Genomic DNA, 19511 nt, shown 5'->3' on the forward strand with positions numbered 1-19511 from the left:
CCCTCTCATCTGCCTCCTGCCTCCATTAATTCGACCTTTGGGGAATAGCGTGTAATACAATATTTTCTCTAGGCTATTGGCAACCTCCTCTTGCCAATATGTATGCCTGTTCTTTACATACCTGAGCCACTATTACAAATAGATAACACTAATGCTTCTGCTGATTTGCTCAATGATATTTTGCAAATCACAGTAGAAGAAAGTCTGCATCTACCAGGAATGTTTACTTTAGTAATCCGTAATGATTACTTTCCAGGACAGACAACAGAAGCAACTTGGAAGCATCAAAGTTTATTTGCTATTGGTAAGAAAATTAAAATTGGCTTTGTTTCTAGCACGACGCAAAACGCAGATTTTGAAGATGCAGAGCAAGGTTACGTATTAGAAGGGGAAATTACCGCCATAGAAACTGAGTTCACCAGTGGTTCTCAAGCTCCCATCATCATTCGCGGCTATGATATGTCCCACCGCTTGCATCGAGGACGTTACAATCGCTCCTTTCAAAATGTCACTGATAGCGATGTGGTAAACCAAGTTATCGGTGAAGCAGGTATTGCAGCAGGTACAGTTACCTCTACCACTATTGTTCATGATTATGTGTTTCAAGAAAATCAGACCAATATGGAATTTTTGCGGGAACGAGCCGCTCGTCTCGGCTTTGAATTATATGTGCAGGATAGTAAATTAAACTTTCGCCAACCTGCCCAAAACGAATCTTTATCACTCAAATGGTTAGAAGATATTCATAACTTCCGAGTTCGTGTTAGCAGTGCCGAACAAGTCAGTTCTGTGGAAGTGCGGGGGTGGGATTACTCTACCAAAAAAGCAATTGTTTCTACAGCCTCTACAGAACAGGTGATTACCTCTACAGATAACGGCAAAGGCAGTTCAACTAGCACAAAGTTCACCATCAAGCCGAAAATGATTGTGGTAGACCAGCCTGTGTTTAGCGTGAATGAAGCAGCAAAAATCGCCCAAGCTTTGTGTAATGAACTGGGTGGCGAATTTGTTATGGCTGATGCTGTTGGTGAAGGAAATCCCAAAATCAGGCCAGGGAAAGTAATTAAATTGACAGATATGGGTAGTTACAGTGGTAGTTACTACGTTACTGAAACTCGCCATTTGTTCCACGAGCGAAAATTTGTCACAGAGTTTAGTGTGCGGGGTTTGCGATCGGGAGATTTATTAGCAACTCTCTCATCCCAAACACATCTGCAAGCAGGACAAACTCTATTAGTAGGTGTGGTTAGTAATAACAACGACCCGAAAGGTTGGGGTCGTGTAAGAGTGAAATTTCCGACCTTAACTGAAGAACATGAAAGTAATTGGGCAAGAGTTGTCAGTGTCGGTGCTGGCCCAGGAAGAGGTTTTGACTGTTTACCAGAGGTAAATGATGAGGTATTAGTCGCCTTTGAACATGGCGATATTCATCGTCCTTACGTCATTGGTGGTGTGTGGAATGGCACAGACGCACCACCAGAAAAAGTTGCTGATACCGTTGTTGGTGGAAAAGTGCGTTTACGAACGTTTAAAACCCGCGTTGGACATAAACTCCAATTTGTTGAAGAAGATAAAGGCACTAAAAAAGGCGTATATCTGCAAACAGTAGACGGTCATAATTTGCGGATGAATGACAGCGATAAATTTGCTGAATTAGAAACTACAGGCGGTCACAAATTTCGCTGTGATGATAGTAGTAAAACGATTAGCTTGACTTCTACAGGTGACATTACAGTTAAATCTGGGACAACCGGGACAGCCAAGAAAATTAGTGTCAATGGTGGTGAAATTGCTTTAACGGCAACGCAAAAAATTACTTTAACTGTAGGAGGTACAAGTATTGAACTTACACCCAGTGGTATTACGATGCGAACGACTGGAACTTTGAGTATACAATCTGGTAGTTCTATCAGTGTGCAAGCTGGAGGTTCTTTGAGTGCTAACGCTGGTGGTGCAATTTCCGCTAATTCTGGTAGTTCGGTCAGCGTCAATGCTGGCGCTGCGGTGAGTATAAACGGTGCAGCTTCCGTCGGTATTTTAGGCGGGGTAGTTCGGTTGAATTGTTGATGGTCATTGGTCATTAGTCATTTGTTATTTGTCATTTGTCCTTTGTCATTGGTTCTTCCCCTGCACCCCTGCACCCTTACTCCCTTACTCCCTTCCAACTCCCTATTTCCAACTCCCCACTCCCTAATAAATTATGTTTCCCGCAGCAAGATTAACTGATTTAACTGTCACAGGCGATCCGATTACTGGGCCTGGTGTGCCGAATGTTTTAATTGCAGGTTTACCCGCAGCTTGTGTTGGCGATTTAGTGGCGGGGCCTGTGGTGACTGGCAGTATTGTCATGGGGTCTTTTACGGTCTTGATTGGTGGTAGACCTGCGGCGCGAGTGACTTCTCAGGTAACTGGAGTGAATACTGTAACTGGTGTGCCATTGACTACAGTTGTGGGTATAGGTGCGCCGACGGTGTTAATTGGTGGCTGAAAGGTAAAAGAGCCTTTACTCAGCATATTTTTTGGGACTTCGACATTCTTGCGAGCCGTAATAGGAATGTGAATGCAGAAAACTGTACCTTGTCCGGATTCAGAGAAGCATTCTATTTTACCGTTATGCTTTTCGATAATTTTGCGACAAATGGGCATTCCTAAACCAGTACCTTTACCAATGGGTTTGGTGGTGAAGAATGGTTCAAAAAGGCGATCGCGCACTTCTTCGGTCATTCCTGAGCCATTATCTTGAATCCGAACGACTATATATGGAGAATTTGTCAATATTTTGCCATTTTCTAATGAGGTGCTAATAGTAATAATCCCTTCTTTTTCTTGACCGTCTAAGGCATCGATCGCATTAGCTAGAATATTCATAAATACCTGATTTAGTTGGCTGGGATAACACTCAACTAAAGGTATGACATCATAATTTTTGATGACTTCAATTCCGAATTTGCTACAGCCTGTCTTTAAGCGATTGTTCAAGATTAGCAAAGTACTATCAATACCTTCATGAATATCGGCTGCGGTCATTTGTGATTGCTCGGTGCGAGAAAAGTTGCGTAACGATAACACAATCTCACGGACACGCTTAATGCCTAAATTCATGGAACTGATCAGTTTTGGTAAATCTTCTGCAACAAAGTCTAAGTCAATTTCTTCGCTGAGTTCTTGAACTGCTGGAATATAATCACAGTTATCTTGATAAATATGTACTAGACGCAATAAATCATCAACATATTGTTGAGCGTGGCTAATATTCCCACTAATAAAGTTAACTGGATTATTAATTTCATGGGCAATTCCAGCAACTAATTGTCCTAAACTTGACATTTTTTCACTTTGAATTAACTGTGCTTGTGTTTGTTGTAATTCATGCAGTGTAGTTTGGAGTTGTTGCGCTTGGATTTGGGCGATTTTTGCCGCTTCACAACTTTGTTCATAGAGCAAGGCTTTTTCGATCGCCACTCCCGCCTGCATTGCCAATATACTTAATAGTTTTAAGTCTCGGTTAGTATAATTAACCGCAGTTTCGCTACCAATGACAATTGCCCCAACTACCCGTTCTTCCACATTTAAAGGAACACAAATTAACGAATTGAATTGTTTATTTTCTCCAAGATATCTGGGATAAGCAACAAGATTGTTCACAATTTCCCCTCGTCCCATCTGCACTATATTGCCAATAATGCCTTCGCCTAATTTTATCGGTTGTTGGAGATAACTGCTGCTGCCAATTTCTGCGAGAATTTCAAAAAAATTTGTTTTTTGATTTAATAATAAAATTGCACCACCAGTAGAAGGGATTAATTGAGAGGCTTCTTGGATGAGCAATCGAGAAACTTGCCGCAGGTTGAGACTGGCAGTTACTTGAATCGAAATATCATGGAGTAAATCAATTTCTTGATATCTTTCTAGCAGTTCATGGGCGAGATTTTTCTTTTCAGATTCTTGTTTGAGTGCATAGATGAGGATTGAAACAACACCAACCGCCTGTTGTGAACCACGTACCCAACCAATCACCTCACCAGCAAATTCTATCGGATGGGCGATCGCATAATTTTCTCCTGCTTGCCCGAAGAGTATTTCGCCTTCCGTATTTTCTACAGTAAACTGATAATTTATCGCTTTAGCAAAATCATTCAGAAGAGCTAATACATCCTTTTTTACAATCAGATTACTGAAATTGCTTTTAACCATTTGCTCTCATCCTGATTTTATTTCAGATTTTGCTTAAGCATCAGTCTTGTATACCTAATAGATGGATATTTTTATTTATTCTTGGCTATTTGCCACCCCTATAATTAGTGTCAAATAACTGCCATTTTTTAGGTATTAGCTTGTATTTTTGTAAAATTATAATTTTAAATAAAGTTGATGCAACTCGATTATAAGTTACTCATTTCTGAGAGTTCACCGTAAATTCATTGATTTTTGTATATTCAGCAAATCTACTTAAAGAAAATACTATATATAAAGTGATACACTGAACAGAAATATTACGGCATTAAGTTGATATTGTTTGAATGCGTCTCATAGTCGCAAGTGCTTAAAGCTTGAATAAAATTAACCGCAGATAAACGCAGCGAAAAGTTGCGTGGGCGGCTCTGCCGACTTGAGCAAACTTTTCAAGACAGACGGACGCGGATGGAATTTCGGTGATGGCAATAAATTAGTTGAAGGTAAGGATAGAGAATTACAAACGACGCTGCCAAAATGAAGGTTAACTCGACTTTTGGCGAATGGTATTAGTTTTAGCGATCGGCATAAAGTAGCGTAAACTGCTCATCACTGTGTACCTACCATGCCAGAACTCAATCAAAATCAACACCTGGGGACGGGCTGGTCGTTTCCGTTGCGGGTGAATGTCCAAGGAGGTCTGCAACTAAGTAAGGCCGATCGCAATATTGAAGAGTCGATGATGCTGATTTTGCGTACCGAATTGGGTGAACGCGTCTATCGTCCTAATTTTGGTTCGCGGTTGTCTGAGTTGACTTTTGCACCGATGAACACTCAAACTTTATTACTTTTACGTCTACACGTCCAAGAAGCTTTGGAAATGTGGGAACCGCGCATTGTTTTAGATGCGGTGCGTGCTGACCCCGATCCCCTGCGAGGTCGTGTAGATATTGTGATTGAATATCATCCCAAAGATAGTCATGATTCGCGGAGTTTAGTATTTCCGTTTTATTTGAATGGGCAATAAAAAGGCAGGAGGCAGAAGGCAGGAGGAGTATTAAATACTCAGCACTCAGCACTTTTAACTCAGCACTCAGCAATCAGCACTTTTAACTCAGCACTTTTATTAATATTGTGGAATTTGATTTTTTACCGAAGTTACCAAAGTCTAATTTAGACGATCGCACTTTTAAAGATTTAGTTGATGAGTGTATTCTGCGGATTCCCCGCTATTGTCCAGAATGGACGAATTATAACCCCAGTGACCCAGGTATCACGTTAATTGAGCTATTTGCTTGGTTGACTGACCAAATGTTGCTGCGGTTTAATGAAGTACCAAAGCGCAATTACATTACTTTTTTAGAGTTATTGGGTGTTAGGTTGCAAGCACCTGCGCCTGCGGTGGCGGATATTACTTTTTATCTCAGTGCGGCTTTACCGGATACTTATACGATTCCGGCTGGGGTGGAGGTAGCAACAATTCGCACGGAAACAGAAGAGGCGATCGCATTCACTACAGATCGGCCTTTAATTATTGATAAACCGCAAATTCGCCACTTTCTCACCTGTCCCACTGCTGATCAAAAACCGGAAATTTTGCGCGATCGCTTTACTAATTTATGGACGATGCGCTCTGATGGTGAGTGGTATGGTAGAGAGTTGGCACTGTTTGAAGAACAACCCCAGCCAGGAAACACTTTTTATTTAGTGATTGATGGGGAATCGCAATGTGAAGGGAATGTTCTCGCACTGCAATTAAAAGGAGAAGCAGCCACCGCCACGGGGATTAACCCAGATATTCCGCCGCGTCGCTGGGAAGCTTGGAACGGTGTGGAATGGGAAGCTGTACTTTTACAAGAATCGGATGACAGCACCAAGGGTTTTAGTTTCAGCGAATTGCTGACTCAAGGGATTAATCCCCTGCAAGGTGCAGATATCGTCCTGCATTTACCGCAGTCCTGGCCTGTGACGACGTTCACCGCCTATCAAGGACGTTGGTTGCGTTGCGTTTATACCGCGCCTCAACCCAATCAACCAGGATATAGCAGTGCGCCCCGGATGATTGGTTTAGCTGTTAGATCCATTGGCGGGACTGTGGGCGCGAGTCAAAGCGAATTGATTCGCAATGAAATTTTAGGGGAAAGCGACGGTACACCAGGACAAACTTTTCAGTTACAAGGTGTTCCGGTGTTGAATCGTCGGGAAGATGAATATTTGATCATTTCGCCACCAGGGGGAATACCGCAACGGTGGTATGAAGTCAGCGATTTTGCTAATTCTCTCCCTCAAGATTTGCATTACACTATCGATTCGCGCACCGGGACGGTACAGTTTGGCCCGGTGATTCGAGAACCAGCCCAACTCCAGCAACAGACGGAATTTAGGCGGGGAGTGGGTAATTTTGCCAATATTCAAGAGTTGGAAAGGCAATATGGGGCTGTTCCGCCGCGTGGTTCAGTAATTCGGATGGTTGCATACCGCACTGGTGGCGGGCGTAAGGGGAATGTGCAACGGGGGACAATTACCGTAGCGAAAAATGCGGTTCCTTATGTGGCGAGGTTGATTAACCATACACCCGCGCGTAACGGTTCCGATGCGGAATCTTTGGAAGATGCGGTAATTCGCGTTCCGGCGATGTTGCGAACCCGCGATCGCGCTGTGACTCCTGAAGATTTTGAGGTGCTGACCCTACAAGCTGGCGGTGGTGCGGTGGCGCGGGTGCGTTGTTTACCACCGACAACTACACAAGAAGCTGGAACTATCAAATTATTAGTTGTCCCGGCGGCGAATACAGATGCAATTAATCGTGGTGAAGGTATCGAACCAGAATTATTTAGTCTGAGTCCGCAATTGCGTGACCAAATTATTGCTTATTTAGATGAACGGAGGTTATTAGGAATACAAGTTAAATTGCAAGCCCCGGAATATGTGGGGGTAGCAGTGCAGACAGAAGTCGCGCTGGAACCAGAATATAACCACCCCGCCGCCCAGCAAGAGATTTTAGGGAAGTTACGGATTGCGTTGTATCGATTTTTGAATCCGATTACTGGTGGTCAAGATGGGAAAGGCTGGCCGTTTGGACGACCTGTTTATCCTTCGGATATTGTCAATTTGTTCCAGCAATTTCCGGCGGTGCGGTATTTGGGGGTAGTGCAGTTGTTTGAATTGCGCTATGTGGGTTCAACTTGGGTGCGATCGCTTCCCCAAAATCCGGTGATTGATCCGGGTTCTTTAGGTCTCATTTGTTCCTGGCAAAATACTCGTTTACGTTCTGGTCATGTTGTTAATCTCATCCAATAATTAACGTTTTAAAACTCTGTGAACTCTGCGTCTCTGTGGTTAGAAAAATTACGAACCACAGAGACACAGAGGACACAGAGAAAAGAATAAAAAACAAGAAATAATTATGAGTAGTCAAATTCTGCACTTGCAATTAACTTCGATGCAATTACCTAACGCGATTCAAACATCGGCGGTGGGTAAGGGTGCAGATGATTTTCAGCACTCAGCACTTAGTAGTCAAACTACAATTCGCGCGGGTTGTGATTTGGTGGTTCATCCGCCAGAACCGAGTGAGATAGTTTTGCAGCTAGAAAACTTGGGTAGTCGGATGTTGCGGTTGAATGTGCGGGTGGAGGGGAATTTCCCGGCTGAGTGGTGTCGCATCGGGATGGAGGGGTATGAACTCGCACCGCGATCACGGATGGATGTGGTGTTATACTTCCAACTTCCCGCCGATTTTTTTGAAACTCCCGCGTTGGCGACTGGTCAATCTTTGGTGTTGGATTATCACAGTCGCATTCACGTTAACTACACCGAGGAGGGGACTGGTAGACAGTTAGTTGAAACGGCTGGGTTAAATTTGTATGTTCGTCCCCGCAGTCTCTATCCCAAGTTTTTACCTGCGGTTTATCGAGAAGTTGATTTTATTGGTCGCTTCTTGAAGATTTTTGAACAGGCGTTTGAACCCTCGGTGCAAGCATTGGATGTGTTGTGGGCTTATCTCGACCCCATGACTGCACCGCAGACATTGTTACCTTTTCTCGCGCACTGGGTAGCTTGGCCTGTTGATCGTCGTTGGACTATCGAAAGACAACGTTATTTAATTCGTTCGGCGGTTGAACTTTATCGCTGGCGGGGAACACGTAGAGGTTTGCGTTTATACATACATCTTTATACAGATTTACCTTTAGATGAACACATTACAAGAGAAGTTGATAAACATATTTGTATTGAAGAAATTCGCGGCGAAGGTTTTGTTTTAGGTAATACGCGCCTAGGTAAAGATGCAATGATTGGCGGCGGTCGTCCGTATCATTTTATCGTTCGCCTCCGTCCCCAACGCCCAAATCAAGTAGATGAACAATTAGTAAGACACATTATTGAACAAGAAAAACCCGCATTTTGTACTTATGAACTTTATATAGATAGTTAAAAGTGCTGAGTGCTGAGTGCTGAGTGCTGAGTGTTAAGTAAAATATTCTCCCCCTAAACCCCTACACCCTTACACCCCTGAACTCCCAATTATGGAAATTCACCCCCTAGAACGACTACAAATTCAAGATGGTTTATTGATTAACGCTGAACGGTGGAAGCGATCGCATGATTATCACCGTCAGAGGCAAAATATTCATTATCAATCGCTAAATGAACCGGGAATAGTTGAAGGTTTGGGTGTGAGTTTGATTCCTGCACCGAAGGATGTACCATCACAATATAACGATGGGCGATGGTTACAAATTCAGCCTGGAATTGCCATTGATGTGAATGGGAATCCGATTGTAGTTCCCCAACAGATAGATTTTCATATTTCGGCTGATATTACGGAAGAAAAACCCCGTTTAATTTATTTAGTTTTGCGTTATGTAGATCCAGATACTTTACAACGCAAACAAGTCAGTGAATTTGAAACAGAAACTTTTCGGATTGATGAAAAAACAACGCCGCCTGATGCTTTTGAGGTGGAGTTATGCCGAATTTTATTACAACCGGGATTAGTAACTTTAGAAAATCCTCAAGATGTATTTTATCCTAGTTTGAATAGTTTGGATTTTCGTTATCGAAAAATTGCGCGATCGCGTCCTACAGCAGTGGTAAAAGTAGCGCATCTTGATACCCAGGAAACTAAAGAAGGTAATAGTTTTGCTAATCTCGCTTCTTTATTGAGATACACCGAAACTCTCACCTGTACTCTCCAAGGAGATGAGCAAATTCCTCGCTTGAATTTTCCACTTTTAGAACCAACGATAGCAATTAATTATGATTTACTATTTGTCACCGGGAGTGAACCATTAATTCTCAACGTGCAAGAATTAGCTAATCTTAAAAGTTATCTAGATAGTGGTGGAGTTTTATTAGTTGAATCGCCTACCGATGCAGTTGACAGATTAGAAAGTATTTTAGAAATTACTGAAAGTTTAGCCACACCTTTAGAAGATTTACGCCGACTTGATAAACATCACCCGTTACGAACAAAACCATTTTTATTTGCTGCTTTACCAGTTTTTAATCAAAAGCCGATGCAAATTTTAGTTGCAGGTGGCATTGTTTTAGTGATTGGTGATTTATCACTGGCTTGGGGATTAGATGAAAAGTTAACTTTACCACGAGAAACAATTCGCACTGCTCAAGAGTTAGGCATTAATATTCTCAACTTTGCCTGGAGTCGTAAGCGAATGACGCAATTAAGACAACAAACTGCTACACCTGTCTCAACTAAACCTGATGCTTTAAAAAATATTTTCAACAAATTAGAATAATTTCTTAACTTTTGCCTTTTTACTTTTAACTTTTTACTTTTTTATATGGCAGTTAATCTCGTTAATACTAAAATTTCTACACAAGTATTGAACTTTCAACCTGGGGGTTCACCAGCTTCTTTTGAAGTGACTGTAGTTAATGAAAGTAATCAGTTTGCTTCTTTTCAAATCGAAATCATTGCGGCTGGTAGTAGTGAAAGTTTGGGGACTAATTGGTACAGTATTAAACCTGCGGTGAGTGCGAAAAATCCGCCAGGGGATAGTACAAAATTTGAAGTCACAATTACTAATACCCCTGTTGCCGGTTTTATCGGCAAAATGAACTTGATAGTGCGGATTTTTTCGCTGGAATTGCGGGATGAAGACAGACAATTGCTGCGGTTGATAGTTGAAGCAGGTATAGGTACTGTACCGATGCAGGTTGAGTTACCTATCCGAGAATTTACAACTCAACCACAGGGAATAATTGAAATTCCAGTGCGAGTTTTTAATCCTAGTCAGTTACCTGCGAGTGTTTCTTTAAAGCCGATTGGACTTAAACCTCAATGGTTTATTAATGGGAATGAGAAACTATTACCAGTTCCACCAGGGAATAAAGCAGAAACCTCATTTTTATGTCAGTTACCAATTGCTGAAGAAGTACCGAGTCAAGCCTATACTTTTACTATTGAAGCGAATTATCCGAATGGATTACCATCTAGTAGTAAAGAAGGCATAGTTAATGTTACTCCGTCCGGGTTTATTGACTTTCAATGCACTCCTGAAAAGCAACAAATACCCGCATCTCGTCCTTGGCTACCACAATTCAAAGTTAATTCTACTACCTATCAACTTGAATGCCAAAATCACAGCAATATAACTCAAAAAATAAGTATTGAAGTCAAAGAAGATGAGGAAAATAAGCGGAAATGTTTTTGGGAAGTTCAGCCAGAATTTGTAGAAGTAAATCCTGGAGAAATCAATAATTTACAATTATTAATTAGTAAGCGGCGGCAGTGGTTAGGACGGCAGCAAAAACGGGTATTTAAAGTCAAAGCTATTGTATCAGATACTCGCGTCAATATTAATAATGAAAATCAATATTTACAATTAATTATTCATCCTATTTTACATCCTTGGTTACAACTAGGCTTAGGAATTTTGCTGTTATATTTACTTTGGTTTTTATCATGGCTTAATCCTAATAATCCCTTTTTTGGGCATCGTCGTGCTGTAACATTTGTCCAGTTTAATGGTACAGGCGATCGCGCCGTTAGTAGTTCTCAAGACCAAAGTATTATTAGATGGAAAATTGCTGGTTTTACTAATCCTTTTGTTAATCAAGATGACGGGAGGATGGCTAAAGATATTGGTAAATCTGTTCGGATTGTGCGCTATAAACCTGTAGATAATGATGTAGTCGCCGCAGGTTTAGAAAATGGTGAAATCCAAATTTGGGATGTACTTGGTGGGACAAAAAAACCCAAGGTAACTTTTTCTTTTAATAAAGCAGACCGGGTTTTAGGTTTAGAATTTAGTCAAGACTCCCGCTTTTTATTTAGTGGTCATGGTAGTGGTTTAGTTGTGCAATGGGATGTCAATAGTGCGCTGTTAGATGATGAGGAAACTATGACTAAACCGATTAAGTATAAAGATGTTAAGTTTCCTGTATATACTCTCACTATTGCGGGGCAAGATAAACAAAATTTAGTCATAGCTGGGAGATATAACAGTTTAGCTGTCTGGAATTTTAGCCAAGATAAATTATGGAAAATTCCTTATAATCCCCCAGGTAGCCAAAATGATTATATCGTCAGTATGGATAGTCCTGAATACAAACCACATTTATTAGCAACAGCAGATAATATGGGACAAATTGCATTATGGAATATGACCCAATGTTTAAAAGACAGTAAAAATCAATGTCAAATTTTAGAGAAATGGTCTGATGGTCATGGTGGTAAAGCTGTGCGTTCTGTAGCTTTGAGTCGAGATGGTTGTTATTTAGCTAGCGGTGGTGATGATAATCGCGTCATGCTTTGGCCATTAACTCAAGCAGGTAAAAGAATATCTCCTGTTGGTCAAGTAATCCGTAAAGAAAAACAAAGATTTAATAGTGTAGATGTGAAAGTGGTGAAGAATAAAATTTTGATTATTAGTGGTAATGACGATCATAAAATCAGGTTAGACATTAGAGATTTGAATAGAAATTTTGGTTGTAAACAATAATGATGAACACTAATAGACGTAGTTAAAATCCTTTTTACTTTTACCTTTTTACTTTTAATTTTTTTGGGGGTAAACATGACTGCCATAAATTCAAGAACTAGCAACTCTCAACTCGGTTTGAGTATGGCAGATGTGTTACTGTTACCGCCACAACAGCGCAAAATTGTCCAGTGGTTGATTAAGCGTCCTGATAGCGTTACCCTCACTCAAGTATCAATTCATTTAGATTTAAATCAACAAGCGACATTAGCTTTATTAGATGAATTAGTTGAATCAGGTTTTGTGCAGCAAATATTAACTGCTGGTGAGGTGAAATATCGCGTTAATTTGGCAGCAAAACGTGGTCTTCAACAACAAACTCTGCAACAAACCCTTGCACCAGGGAATCCTCTAGCAATTATTTTTAATCCTTCTGGTGATTATGCAATTCAAGCTGGGGGAAAATTTGAAATTAATGTCACTGTGACAAATAAAGGTCAAGAAAGTGCGTTAATTGATATTTTTATTGATGAATTATCGCCGCAATTAATTCAATGGTGTGATGCACCAAAGCAAAGGTTAGCACTAGGCCCTAATTCTGTGGGTGAGGTGTTATTTGAATTTCAAGTACCTGTAACAGCAATTCCTAGCACTTATAACTATACAATTGTTGTTGATGCGCCGTTACATTATCCTGAAGATACGCCAATTCGACATGGGGCAAAAATTCAGGTTTTACCTGCAATTGAAACGGTTGTTAGAGTTAGTGACCCGACTTTTAGCTTACTACCTTTAACTAGTTCGCGATCGCCTGCCAAAATTCCCCCAGGCGGAATCTTGCAAGTGAATGTCAATGTTCACAACCGTTCAGATAGGGTAGATAGATTTCGCCTCAGTTGTCTTGATTTACCCGAAGAGTGGGTGAGTATCCGCTATCCCGAAGGATTGGAAACAGCCGGACTTGTCATCCCCAATATGGGTTTGAACCTCAACCCTGGCGAGAAAGGAGAAATCTTACTTCAGTTCCAACCACCACTAGGCGCAAACGCCGGACTTTATTACCCCAGCATCCGCCTATACTCCGCCAACAACCCTGATTTGATGCTGTTGGATGTGATTTATTGGGAAATTTTACCGTCTTACCTGCTGAATGCAGAAATGCTGATAGTAGTAAATCGGGTGAGACGCAAAGGTGGAACTTTTGAAGTTAAATTAACGAATGCGGGTAATACTGTCAGAGAAATTACTTGTCAGGCGGTTCCTGTCGATGAAGATAAGGTATGTACTTACGTAACTTCGCCAACAGTTTTACGTGTATTACCTGGGGAAAAAGCTGCGACACAAGTGACAGTCACACCTGTGAAATGGTGGTATCGTCCCATGTTCGGCGCGGGAAGATTGCTGAATTTTCGCATTGAATTAGTAGATCAGCAACAAATACCTTTACCAAACCCCGCCTTACCCGGAAGCTTAATTTGGGAACCGCGTCCTTGGTGGCAATTTTTACTCGTATTACTGACGGCTTTAGGAATTATTGGTGCGATCGCATTTTTGATTTGGTTGTGGTTATTCCGTCCCCCCACCGTTCCCAAAATTCTGCAATTTCTCTCCTCTGATTCTACTTATCAAGCATCAAATAATGATTTTATTCGCTTAAGTTGGCAAATTCGCCACCCTAAAAAATTACAAACTTTATCTTTAACTGGCTTATTTGCTGATGGTACGGCGGCGGTGCAACCTGTAGTTTATACCTTTAATGGTAAACTGCCCAACGAGTTACAACCATTCTGCGAAATGGGTGCAGTATTAACTTGTTCTAACGTTCCTACCGATGCGCGGAAACCAGGAGATTATACTTTTCAACTGCAAGCATTTGCTAAAGATAATCCTGACTTACCAGCAGACACAATTAAAACTAATACGATTAAAATTGTCCCCATTCCTCCACCTCAAGTTTTAGAATTTTCTCCAGCACAATCTGTTTACCAAGAAGTTAAACCTAGCACTACCAAAATTAGCCCAGACACCATTCGCCTCAACTGGAAAATTAACGATTTAGATAAGATAAAAGAATTACGAGTAATTGGGCGATCGCCTGAAAATTTAGTTAACAGTCCACTACAAACTTATAATGTTAGTCAAGGTATACCAGACACCATCAAAGCCTTCTGTAACCAACAAGAAAATCTACTAAATTGTCGCAACATTCCTGCTAATAATCGCGGCGCAGGTGACTATATATTTGAACTGCAAGTTTTTACTAAAACTGACACAGATAAACCAAGTATTACTCAAAAAACAGACTTAGTAAAAGTCCAACCTCTACCCAGCAAAATTCTCGAATTTAAAATTGATGGTAACAACCCCTTACCCAAATATCCCATAGTAATTAATCCACTAAAACCAAACAAACCCCTCAACTTATCTTGGAAAGTCGAAGGTAGCAATAACATTAAAGTCGAACTTCTTCCCGCACCCGGAGATATCCCTCGTAACGGTACAATACCATACCCTGTTAATCAACAACCCAGCAGCGAAACCATCACTTTACAAGTCACTAATACTGCTGGTGAAAAAGTAACTCGTTCCGTCACCATCGAAACTTTTTTACCACCTAATTCCACAACCAATCAACCACAACTACCACAATTAGAAGGCGCAAAACCAGAAATTCCCACTCCACCCAACCCACCAACAACACAACCCCCCGGTACATCTCCCGGAACCTCACCATCTCCAACCAACAACACCGCACCTAATCCTAACTCCCCCATACCATCCCAACCAGATAAACTCTCACCCTTAGAACTCCCCCCAGGATTTGATTAACACGAATCTCTCAATTTCCTCTCTGCGCCTCTGTGTCTCTGTGTGAGATAAAAAAACATGAAACTCCATCTATTATTAACAATAACCCTCCTCCTCCTCTTCCCTCTTCCCGCTAACTCCAACCAATCAATAGACGCACAACAATATCGCGCCAACTTACTCTTAAACCTTGGTAATAGACAACTCACAAACGGACAATTTAAATCAGCCTTAGCATCCTTACAAGAATCACTCAAACTATATCAAATAACAGGCGATCGCACCGGAGAAGCCACCGCACTATTTCGCATTGCTGACGCTTACTTTACTCTCGGTAGATATAGAACTGCGATTAATTTTTACAAACAAAGTTTACAGTTAACTCAAGACTTTGCTAATCAATCAATGACAGTGCAAATTTTTGAACACCTCAGCAATACATATACTAATCTGGGCGATGAAAAGTTAGCTAAAAAATATCAAGAACAAGCAACAGCACTCAAAAAAGATATTGGTAATCCCGATAGAGAAGCAGCTTTTTTAGGTAATGTTGGTTTAGACCATGATGCTGTAACCGAGTATAAACAAGCGATTGCTTTTTATTCCCAACAATTCACAACGGCCAAGGAAAATAATAACTATCAACTGCAAATTGATTCCTTACAAAACCTCGCTGCAACTTATCGTAAATTAGGGCAATATTCCCAGGCGATCGCAATTTACCAACAACAGTTAAAATTAGCCCAGGAATTAAACAATAATACCATAGTTAGTTTGACTTTTAAACAGATAGCTGAGACCTACCAAACTCAAGGTGATTTTAAAGCTGCGATCGCATTTTATCAACAACAGCTACAACTTACCGATAAAACCCAAAAATCTGAAGTCATCCGACAACTAGGACGCGCTTACACTTTTGCCAAGGAATACGAGCAAGCGATCGCATTATATCAAGAACAATTAAACTCTGCCAAAGCTAATAAAGATAATTACACCCAAGGTACAGCTTTAAATAACTTAGCTTTTGTTTATCTCAATTCCAACAAATTCGATGAAGCGAAAACGATACTAGAAGCAAGTATAAAAACTTGGACATCTCTACGGTTAGATTTAGGTAACACAATTGATTACGCGACGGAACAAAACAATACCTATCGCTTACTACAACAAATTTTAATTACCCAAAATCAGCCAGAAGCCGCCTTAAAAATAGCGGAACAAGGCAGTATTATGACATTCTTACAATTAATGGGAATGCGGTTAGATTCTGAGCCTAAAGATAATAATTTAAAAGTTGCCCACAAGTCAATTATTATACCAACAATTATTGATATTCAAAAAATTGCAAAATCAAAAAAAGCTACTTTAGTTAAATATTCTATTATCCCTGATGATGGCTTATATATTTGGGTAATCCAGCCTACAGGTAAAATTACATTCCGCAAAGTCAAACCCACACCAGAAAATACCTTTACTTCAACCCAAAATATCTCCGAAATAGTTGCCAGCATTCCTAAATATTTAGGAATAAATAGTCAAGAAAATCAAGCCAAACAGCTTGTTAATCCGTTATTACAATTACATCAACTATTAATTAAACCCATTATTGATTTATTACCAGAAAATCCTCAGACCCCAGTAATTTTTATTACCCAAGATGAATTACACTTTGTACCTTTCTCCGCTTTAATTGATATTTCTGGTAAATATTTAATTGAAAAACACCCAATCTCAACTGTACCAGCAATTCAAATCTTGCAGTTAGCCAAAGAGCAACGAAGTAGAACAGGTGGGAGTAAAGTTGTGGTTGTGGGTAATCCTACCATGCCAAAAATTTCCCACGCAATTAATCAAGCACCGCAACCTTTACCACAACTCATAAATTCCGAACAAGAAGCTTTAGCTGTTGCTGATTTATTTAAAACCAAAGCTTTCATCGGTAGTCAAGCAAGTAAAGCCGCAATACTACCTTTATTACCCAAAGCCAAAATCATTCATTTAGCAACTTATGGCGTATTAGATGATATCAAAAGACAAGGTATCCCTGGCGGAATTGCTTTAGCTGGAGAAAATACCGGACTCCTCACCGCCAGCGAAATTCTGAACTTATATAATCAACCAAAAGGCAAACGTTTACACGCGAGGTTAGCTTTTATCAGTGCTGGCGAACCAGGACATGGTAGCATAGGCAACGGTGTGCTGGGTTTATCTCTAGCACTAATGACATCTGGCGTACCTAGTGTGATTGTCTCACAATGGGCAGCACCAGATACACCAACATCTGTGTTAACTACTGAATTTTATCGCCAGTTAAAGCAAAACCCGAATAAAGCCCAAGCATTACAACAGGCGATGTTAGCCACTATGAAGCAGTACCCTAATCCCAAAGATTGGGCAGGATTTAATTTAATAGGAGAATTACATTAAAAAATAATAAAAAAGATACACAATCAAGTAAAACCAGAAACAATAAATCTTACATAGGAATGATTTTTTATAACCAAAATTTAAAATGTCAAATTTAAAATCTACCGTTTATTTTGGGGCATTCAAAAAATACATACATTGGCTATCTATTAGCCTGATTTTTAGTTGTGCTTGTGTCATTTTAGCTTCGCCATCATTAGCACAAGCACCAAATCCCCAAGGAGATCCAAACCAAGACCGCTTTCCCCAGCCAGGAACAACGCCAGAACCCTTACCACCAGAATCACAACCCCCCATACAACCAACCCCAACACCAACTCCCGAAACTCCACACCCAGACAATTCTCAAACTATTAAAGTAGAAAAAATCAATGTTACTGGGAGTACAATTTTCCGTCCAGAGAGATTCCAGTCAATTACTCAGCCTGTAGAAGGGCGTGAAGTCACAGTCGAAGAACTACGTAAAGTAGCGGATGCAATCACGCAACTGTACCTTGACCAAGGCTACATTACTTCTAGGGCAATTCTGGTAGACCAAACCGTTAATAATGGGGTAGTAGAAATTCGGGTCATTGAAGGGACAATCGAAAAAATTGAAGTTCAAGGTACAAGACGGTTAAATCCTGAATATGTGCGTAGTCGTGTAGCATTAGGCGCAGGTAAGCCGCTTTTGACTGCTGCATTAGAAGACCAATTAAGATTACTCCGGGCTGACCCTTTATTTTCTAACGTCGAAGCTAGTTTACGGGCGGGTAGTGGAGTTGGTCAAAGTATTTTGATAGTGCGTGTTACTGAAGCACAACCCTTCAACGCAGCTTTGACTGTTGATAATTATTCTCCTCCTAGCATTGGTTCGGAAAGATTGGGCGTGAATGCTAGTTATCGCAACCTTTCTGGTCTGGGTGATGAATTTAGTGCGGCCTATTATTTAACAACCAGGGGAGGCGCAAATATTTTTGATTTTAATTATCGCCTACCTCTAAACCCGATGGATGGCACTTTACAACTGCGAACCTCATTCAATGATACGAATGTGGTGCAAGAACCATTTGCGGCTTTTGATATCAGTGGAGAATCGCAACTCTACGAAATTAGTTTTAGACAACCATTAATTAGAACACCCCGTGAAGAATTTGCCTTATCTTTAGGTTTTGCGGTGCAGAATGGACAAACCTTTACCTTTGCAGGGCCGACACCCTTTGGTTTTGGGCCAGATGAGGAAGGTAACAGTCGCACCCGTGTAATTAAATTTGGTCAAGATTATGTAGTGCGGGATCTTAACGGTGCTTGGGCATTGCGATCGCTATTTAGTTTCGGTCTTGGTATATTTGATGCTACCAGCAATCCCAATCCAATCCCCGACGGACAATTTTTTAGCTGGTTAGCACAAGCGCAACGAGTCCAACGCCTGGGTACAGATAGCATATTAGTCGCCCAAGCCGAATTACAACTAACCCCTAATGCTTTGTTACCCGCCCAGCAATTTGTAGTCGGTGGTGGTCAGTCAGTACGCGGTTATCGCCAAAACGTCCGGGCTGGTGATAATGGTGTGCGCTTCACCGTCGAAAACCGCCTAACAGTCCAACGCGACGCATCCGGTAATTCTACACTGCAAGTTGCGCCTTTCTTTGATATGGCTTATGTCTGGAATGTGGATGATAACCCCAACACTTTACAACGACAAAAATTTATTGCAGGTATTGGACTGGGCGTATTATTTCAACCAATACCACAGCTTGATATTAAACTTGATTACGGATATCCCTTGATAGACTTAGATGACCGGGGAAGCAACGCCCAAGATGATGGTTTTTACTTCAGCGTTGGCTATCGGTTGTAGAGGCTAGACATCCTCAGCACATAGCCTTCAGACTGAAGTCTGGGGCTACACAAACTAAACCCGCCTACGCGGGTTCAAAACATAATTATTTTCTAAAGAAAAAATAAAGATTGAGATCGCAATTTTTAAAATATAGTAAATTAAAAATTAATCTCCTGTATAAAGTCATTTCAAGTCAAAATCCAACAGGGGTTGCGCTACATTTAAAACCTGAAAACTAGTATTTCAGCATTATTAATCATCGAAAAAAGTGTTCTATAAAACAAAATTGAGTTTTGAATTATCAGCTTACAAAAATTAATTTCAGGTTTCCTAAT

Annotated in this window: 11 protein-coding genes; 10 read left to right on the forward strand and 1 reads right to left on the reverse strand. The window is 40.7% G+C overall.

Annotation, left to right across the window (positions count from 1 at the left end; genetic code table 11):
* Positions 1 to 102: 102 nt before the first annotated feature.
* Together ACX27_RS13070 and ACX27_RS30895 are read left to right on the forward strand one after the other, a co-directional pair.
* Positions 103 to 2067: a VgrG-related protein gene (locus ACX27_RS13070; RefSeq protein WP_062293001.1), complete on the forward strand. Its 1965-nt coding sequence runs from the start codon at positions 103 to 105 to the stop codon at positions 2065 to 2067.
* Between the two features lie 133 nt (positions 2068 to 2200).
* Positions 2201 to 2488, forward strand: a complete 288-nt coding sequence (locus tag ACX27_RS30895) for a PAAR domain-containing protein (RefSeq protein WP_083468733.1) — start codon at positions 2201 to 2203, stop codon at positions 2486 to 2488.
* Here ACX27_RS30895 and ACX27_RS13075 read toward each other — a convergent pair.
* Positions 2401 to 4194 (reverse strand): GAF domain-containing sensor histidine kinase, encoded by a 1794-nt coding sequence (locus ACX27_RS13075; protein ID WP_062293004.1) that lies wholly within the window; start codon positions 4192 to 4194, stop codon positions 2401 to 2403. The two genes, ACX27_RS30895 and ACX27_RS13075, sit on opposite strands and share 88 nt — an antisense overlap.
* 604 nt (positions 4195 to 4798) lie before the next feature.
* On the opposite strand from ACX27_RS13075, the gene ACX27_RS13080 reads away from it, so the two are divergent.
* From ACX27_RS13080 to ACX27_RS13115, 8 genes are all read left to right on the forward strand, one after another.
* Positions 4799 to 5200 carry a GPW/gp25 family protein gene (locus ACX27_RS13080; RefSeq protein ID WP_062293006.1) on the forward strand — a complete coding sequence of 134 codons (402 nt, stop codon included), beginning with the start codon at positions 4799 to 4801 and terminating at the stop codon, positions 5198 to 5200.
* A gap of 107 nt (positions 5201 to 5307) precedes the next feature.
* The gene (locus tag ACX27_RS13085; protein ID WP_062293008.1) at positions 5308 to 7473 is read left to right on the forward strand and encodes a putative baseplate assembly protein; all 2166 of its coding nucleotides are present in this window, start codon (positions 5308 to 5310) and stop codon (positions 7471 to 7473) included.
* Positions 7474 to 7579: 106 nt separating this feature from the next.
* On the forward strand, positions 7580 to 8608 hold the full coding sequence (locus ACX27_RS13090) for a phage tail protein (protein WP_062293011.1): 1029 nt from the start codon (positions 7580 to 7582) through the stop codon (positions 8606 to 8608).
* A gap of 91 nt (positions 8609 to 8699) precedes the next feature.
* Positions 8700 to 9932, forward strand: coding sequence for a DUF4159 domain-containing protein (locus ACX27_RS13095; RefSeq protein ID WP_062293014.1), 1233 nt, complete (start codon positions 8700 to 8702; stop codon positions 9930 to 9932).
* A gap of 45 nt (positions 9933 to 9977) precedes the next feature.
* On the forward strand, positions 9978 to 12140 hold the full coding sequence (locus ACX27_RS13100) for a WD40 repeat domain-containing protein (RefSeq protein WP_062293017.1): 2163 nt from the start codon (positions 9978 to 9980) through the stop codon (positions 12138 to 12140).
* A 75-nt stretch (positions 12141 to 12215) separates the two neighbouring features.
* Positions 12216 to 14948, forward strand: coding sequence for a COG1470 family protein (locus ACX27_RS13105; RefSeq protein WP_062293020.1), 2733 nt, complete (start codon positions 12216 to 12218; stop codon positions 14946 to 14948).
* A 57-nt stretch (positions 14949 to 15005) separates the two neighbouring features.
* A complete protein-coding gene (locus ACX27_RS13110) occupies positions 15006 to 17354 on the forward strand; it encodes a CHAT domain-containing protein (RefSeq protein ID WP_062293022.1) in 2349 nt (782 codons plus the stop codon).
* An 85-nt stretch (positions 17355 to 17439) separates the two neighbouring features.
* A complete protein-coding gene (locus ACX27_RS13115) occupies positions 17440 to 19194 on the forward strand; it encodes a ShlB/FhaC/HecB family hemolysin secretion/activation protein (RefSeq protein ID WP_062293025.1) in 1755 nt (584 codons plus the stop codon).
* Positions 19195 to 19511: the final 317 nt, after the last annotated feature.

The organism is Nostoc piscinale CENA21, from assembly GCF_001298445.1.
In the GTDB taxonomy this organism is placed as follows: domain Bacteria; phylum Cyanobacteriota; class Cyanobacteriia; order Cyanobacteriales; family Nostocaceae; genus Nostoc_B; species Nostoc_B piscinale_A.

Excerpts from the sequence above, each read along its gene's own strand:
- ACX27_RS13070 (WP_062293001.1), top strand. The coding sequence starts at position 103 with ATGCCTGTTCTTTACATACCTGAGCCACTATTACAAATAGATAACACT.
- ACX27_RS30895 (WP_083468733.1), top strand. The coding sequence starts at position 2,201 with ATGTTTCCCGCAGCAAGATTAACTGATTTAACTGTCACAGGCGATCCG.
- ACX27_RS13075 (WP_062293004.1), bottom strand. The coding sequence starts at position 4,194 with ATGGTTAAAAGCAATTTCAGTAATCTGATTGTAAAAAAGGATGTATTA.
- ACX27_RS13080 (WP_062293006.1), top strand. The coding sequence starts at position 4,799 with ATGCCAGAACTCAATCAAAATCAACACCTGGGGACGGGCTGGTCGTTT.
- ACX27_RS13090 (WP_062293011.1), top strand. The coding sequence starts at position 7,580 with ATGAGTAGTCAAATTCTGCACTTGCAATTAACTTCGATGCAATTACCT.
- ACX27_RS13095 (WP_062293014.1), top strand. The coding sequence starts at position 8,700 with ATGGAAATTCACCCCCTAGAACGACTACAAATTCAAGATGGTTTATTG.
- ACX27_RS13100 (WP_062293017.1), top strand. The coding sequence starts at position 9,978 with ATGGCAGTTAATCTCGTTAATACTAAAATTTCTACACAAGTATTGAAC.
- ACX27_RS13105 (WP_062293020.1), top strand. The coding sequence starts at position 12,216 with ATGACTGCCATAAATTCAAGAACTAGCAACTCTCAACTCGGTTTGAGT.
- ACX27_RS13110 (WP_062293022.1), top strand. The coding sequence starts at position 15,006 with ATGAAACTCCATCTATTATTAACAATAACCCTCCTCCTCCTCTTCCCT.
- ACX27_RS13115 (WP_062293025.1), top strand. The coding sequence starts at position 17,440 with ATGTCAAATTTAAAATCTACCGTTTATTTTGGGGCATTCAAAAAATAC.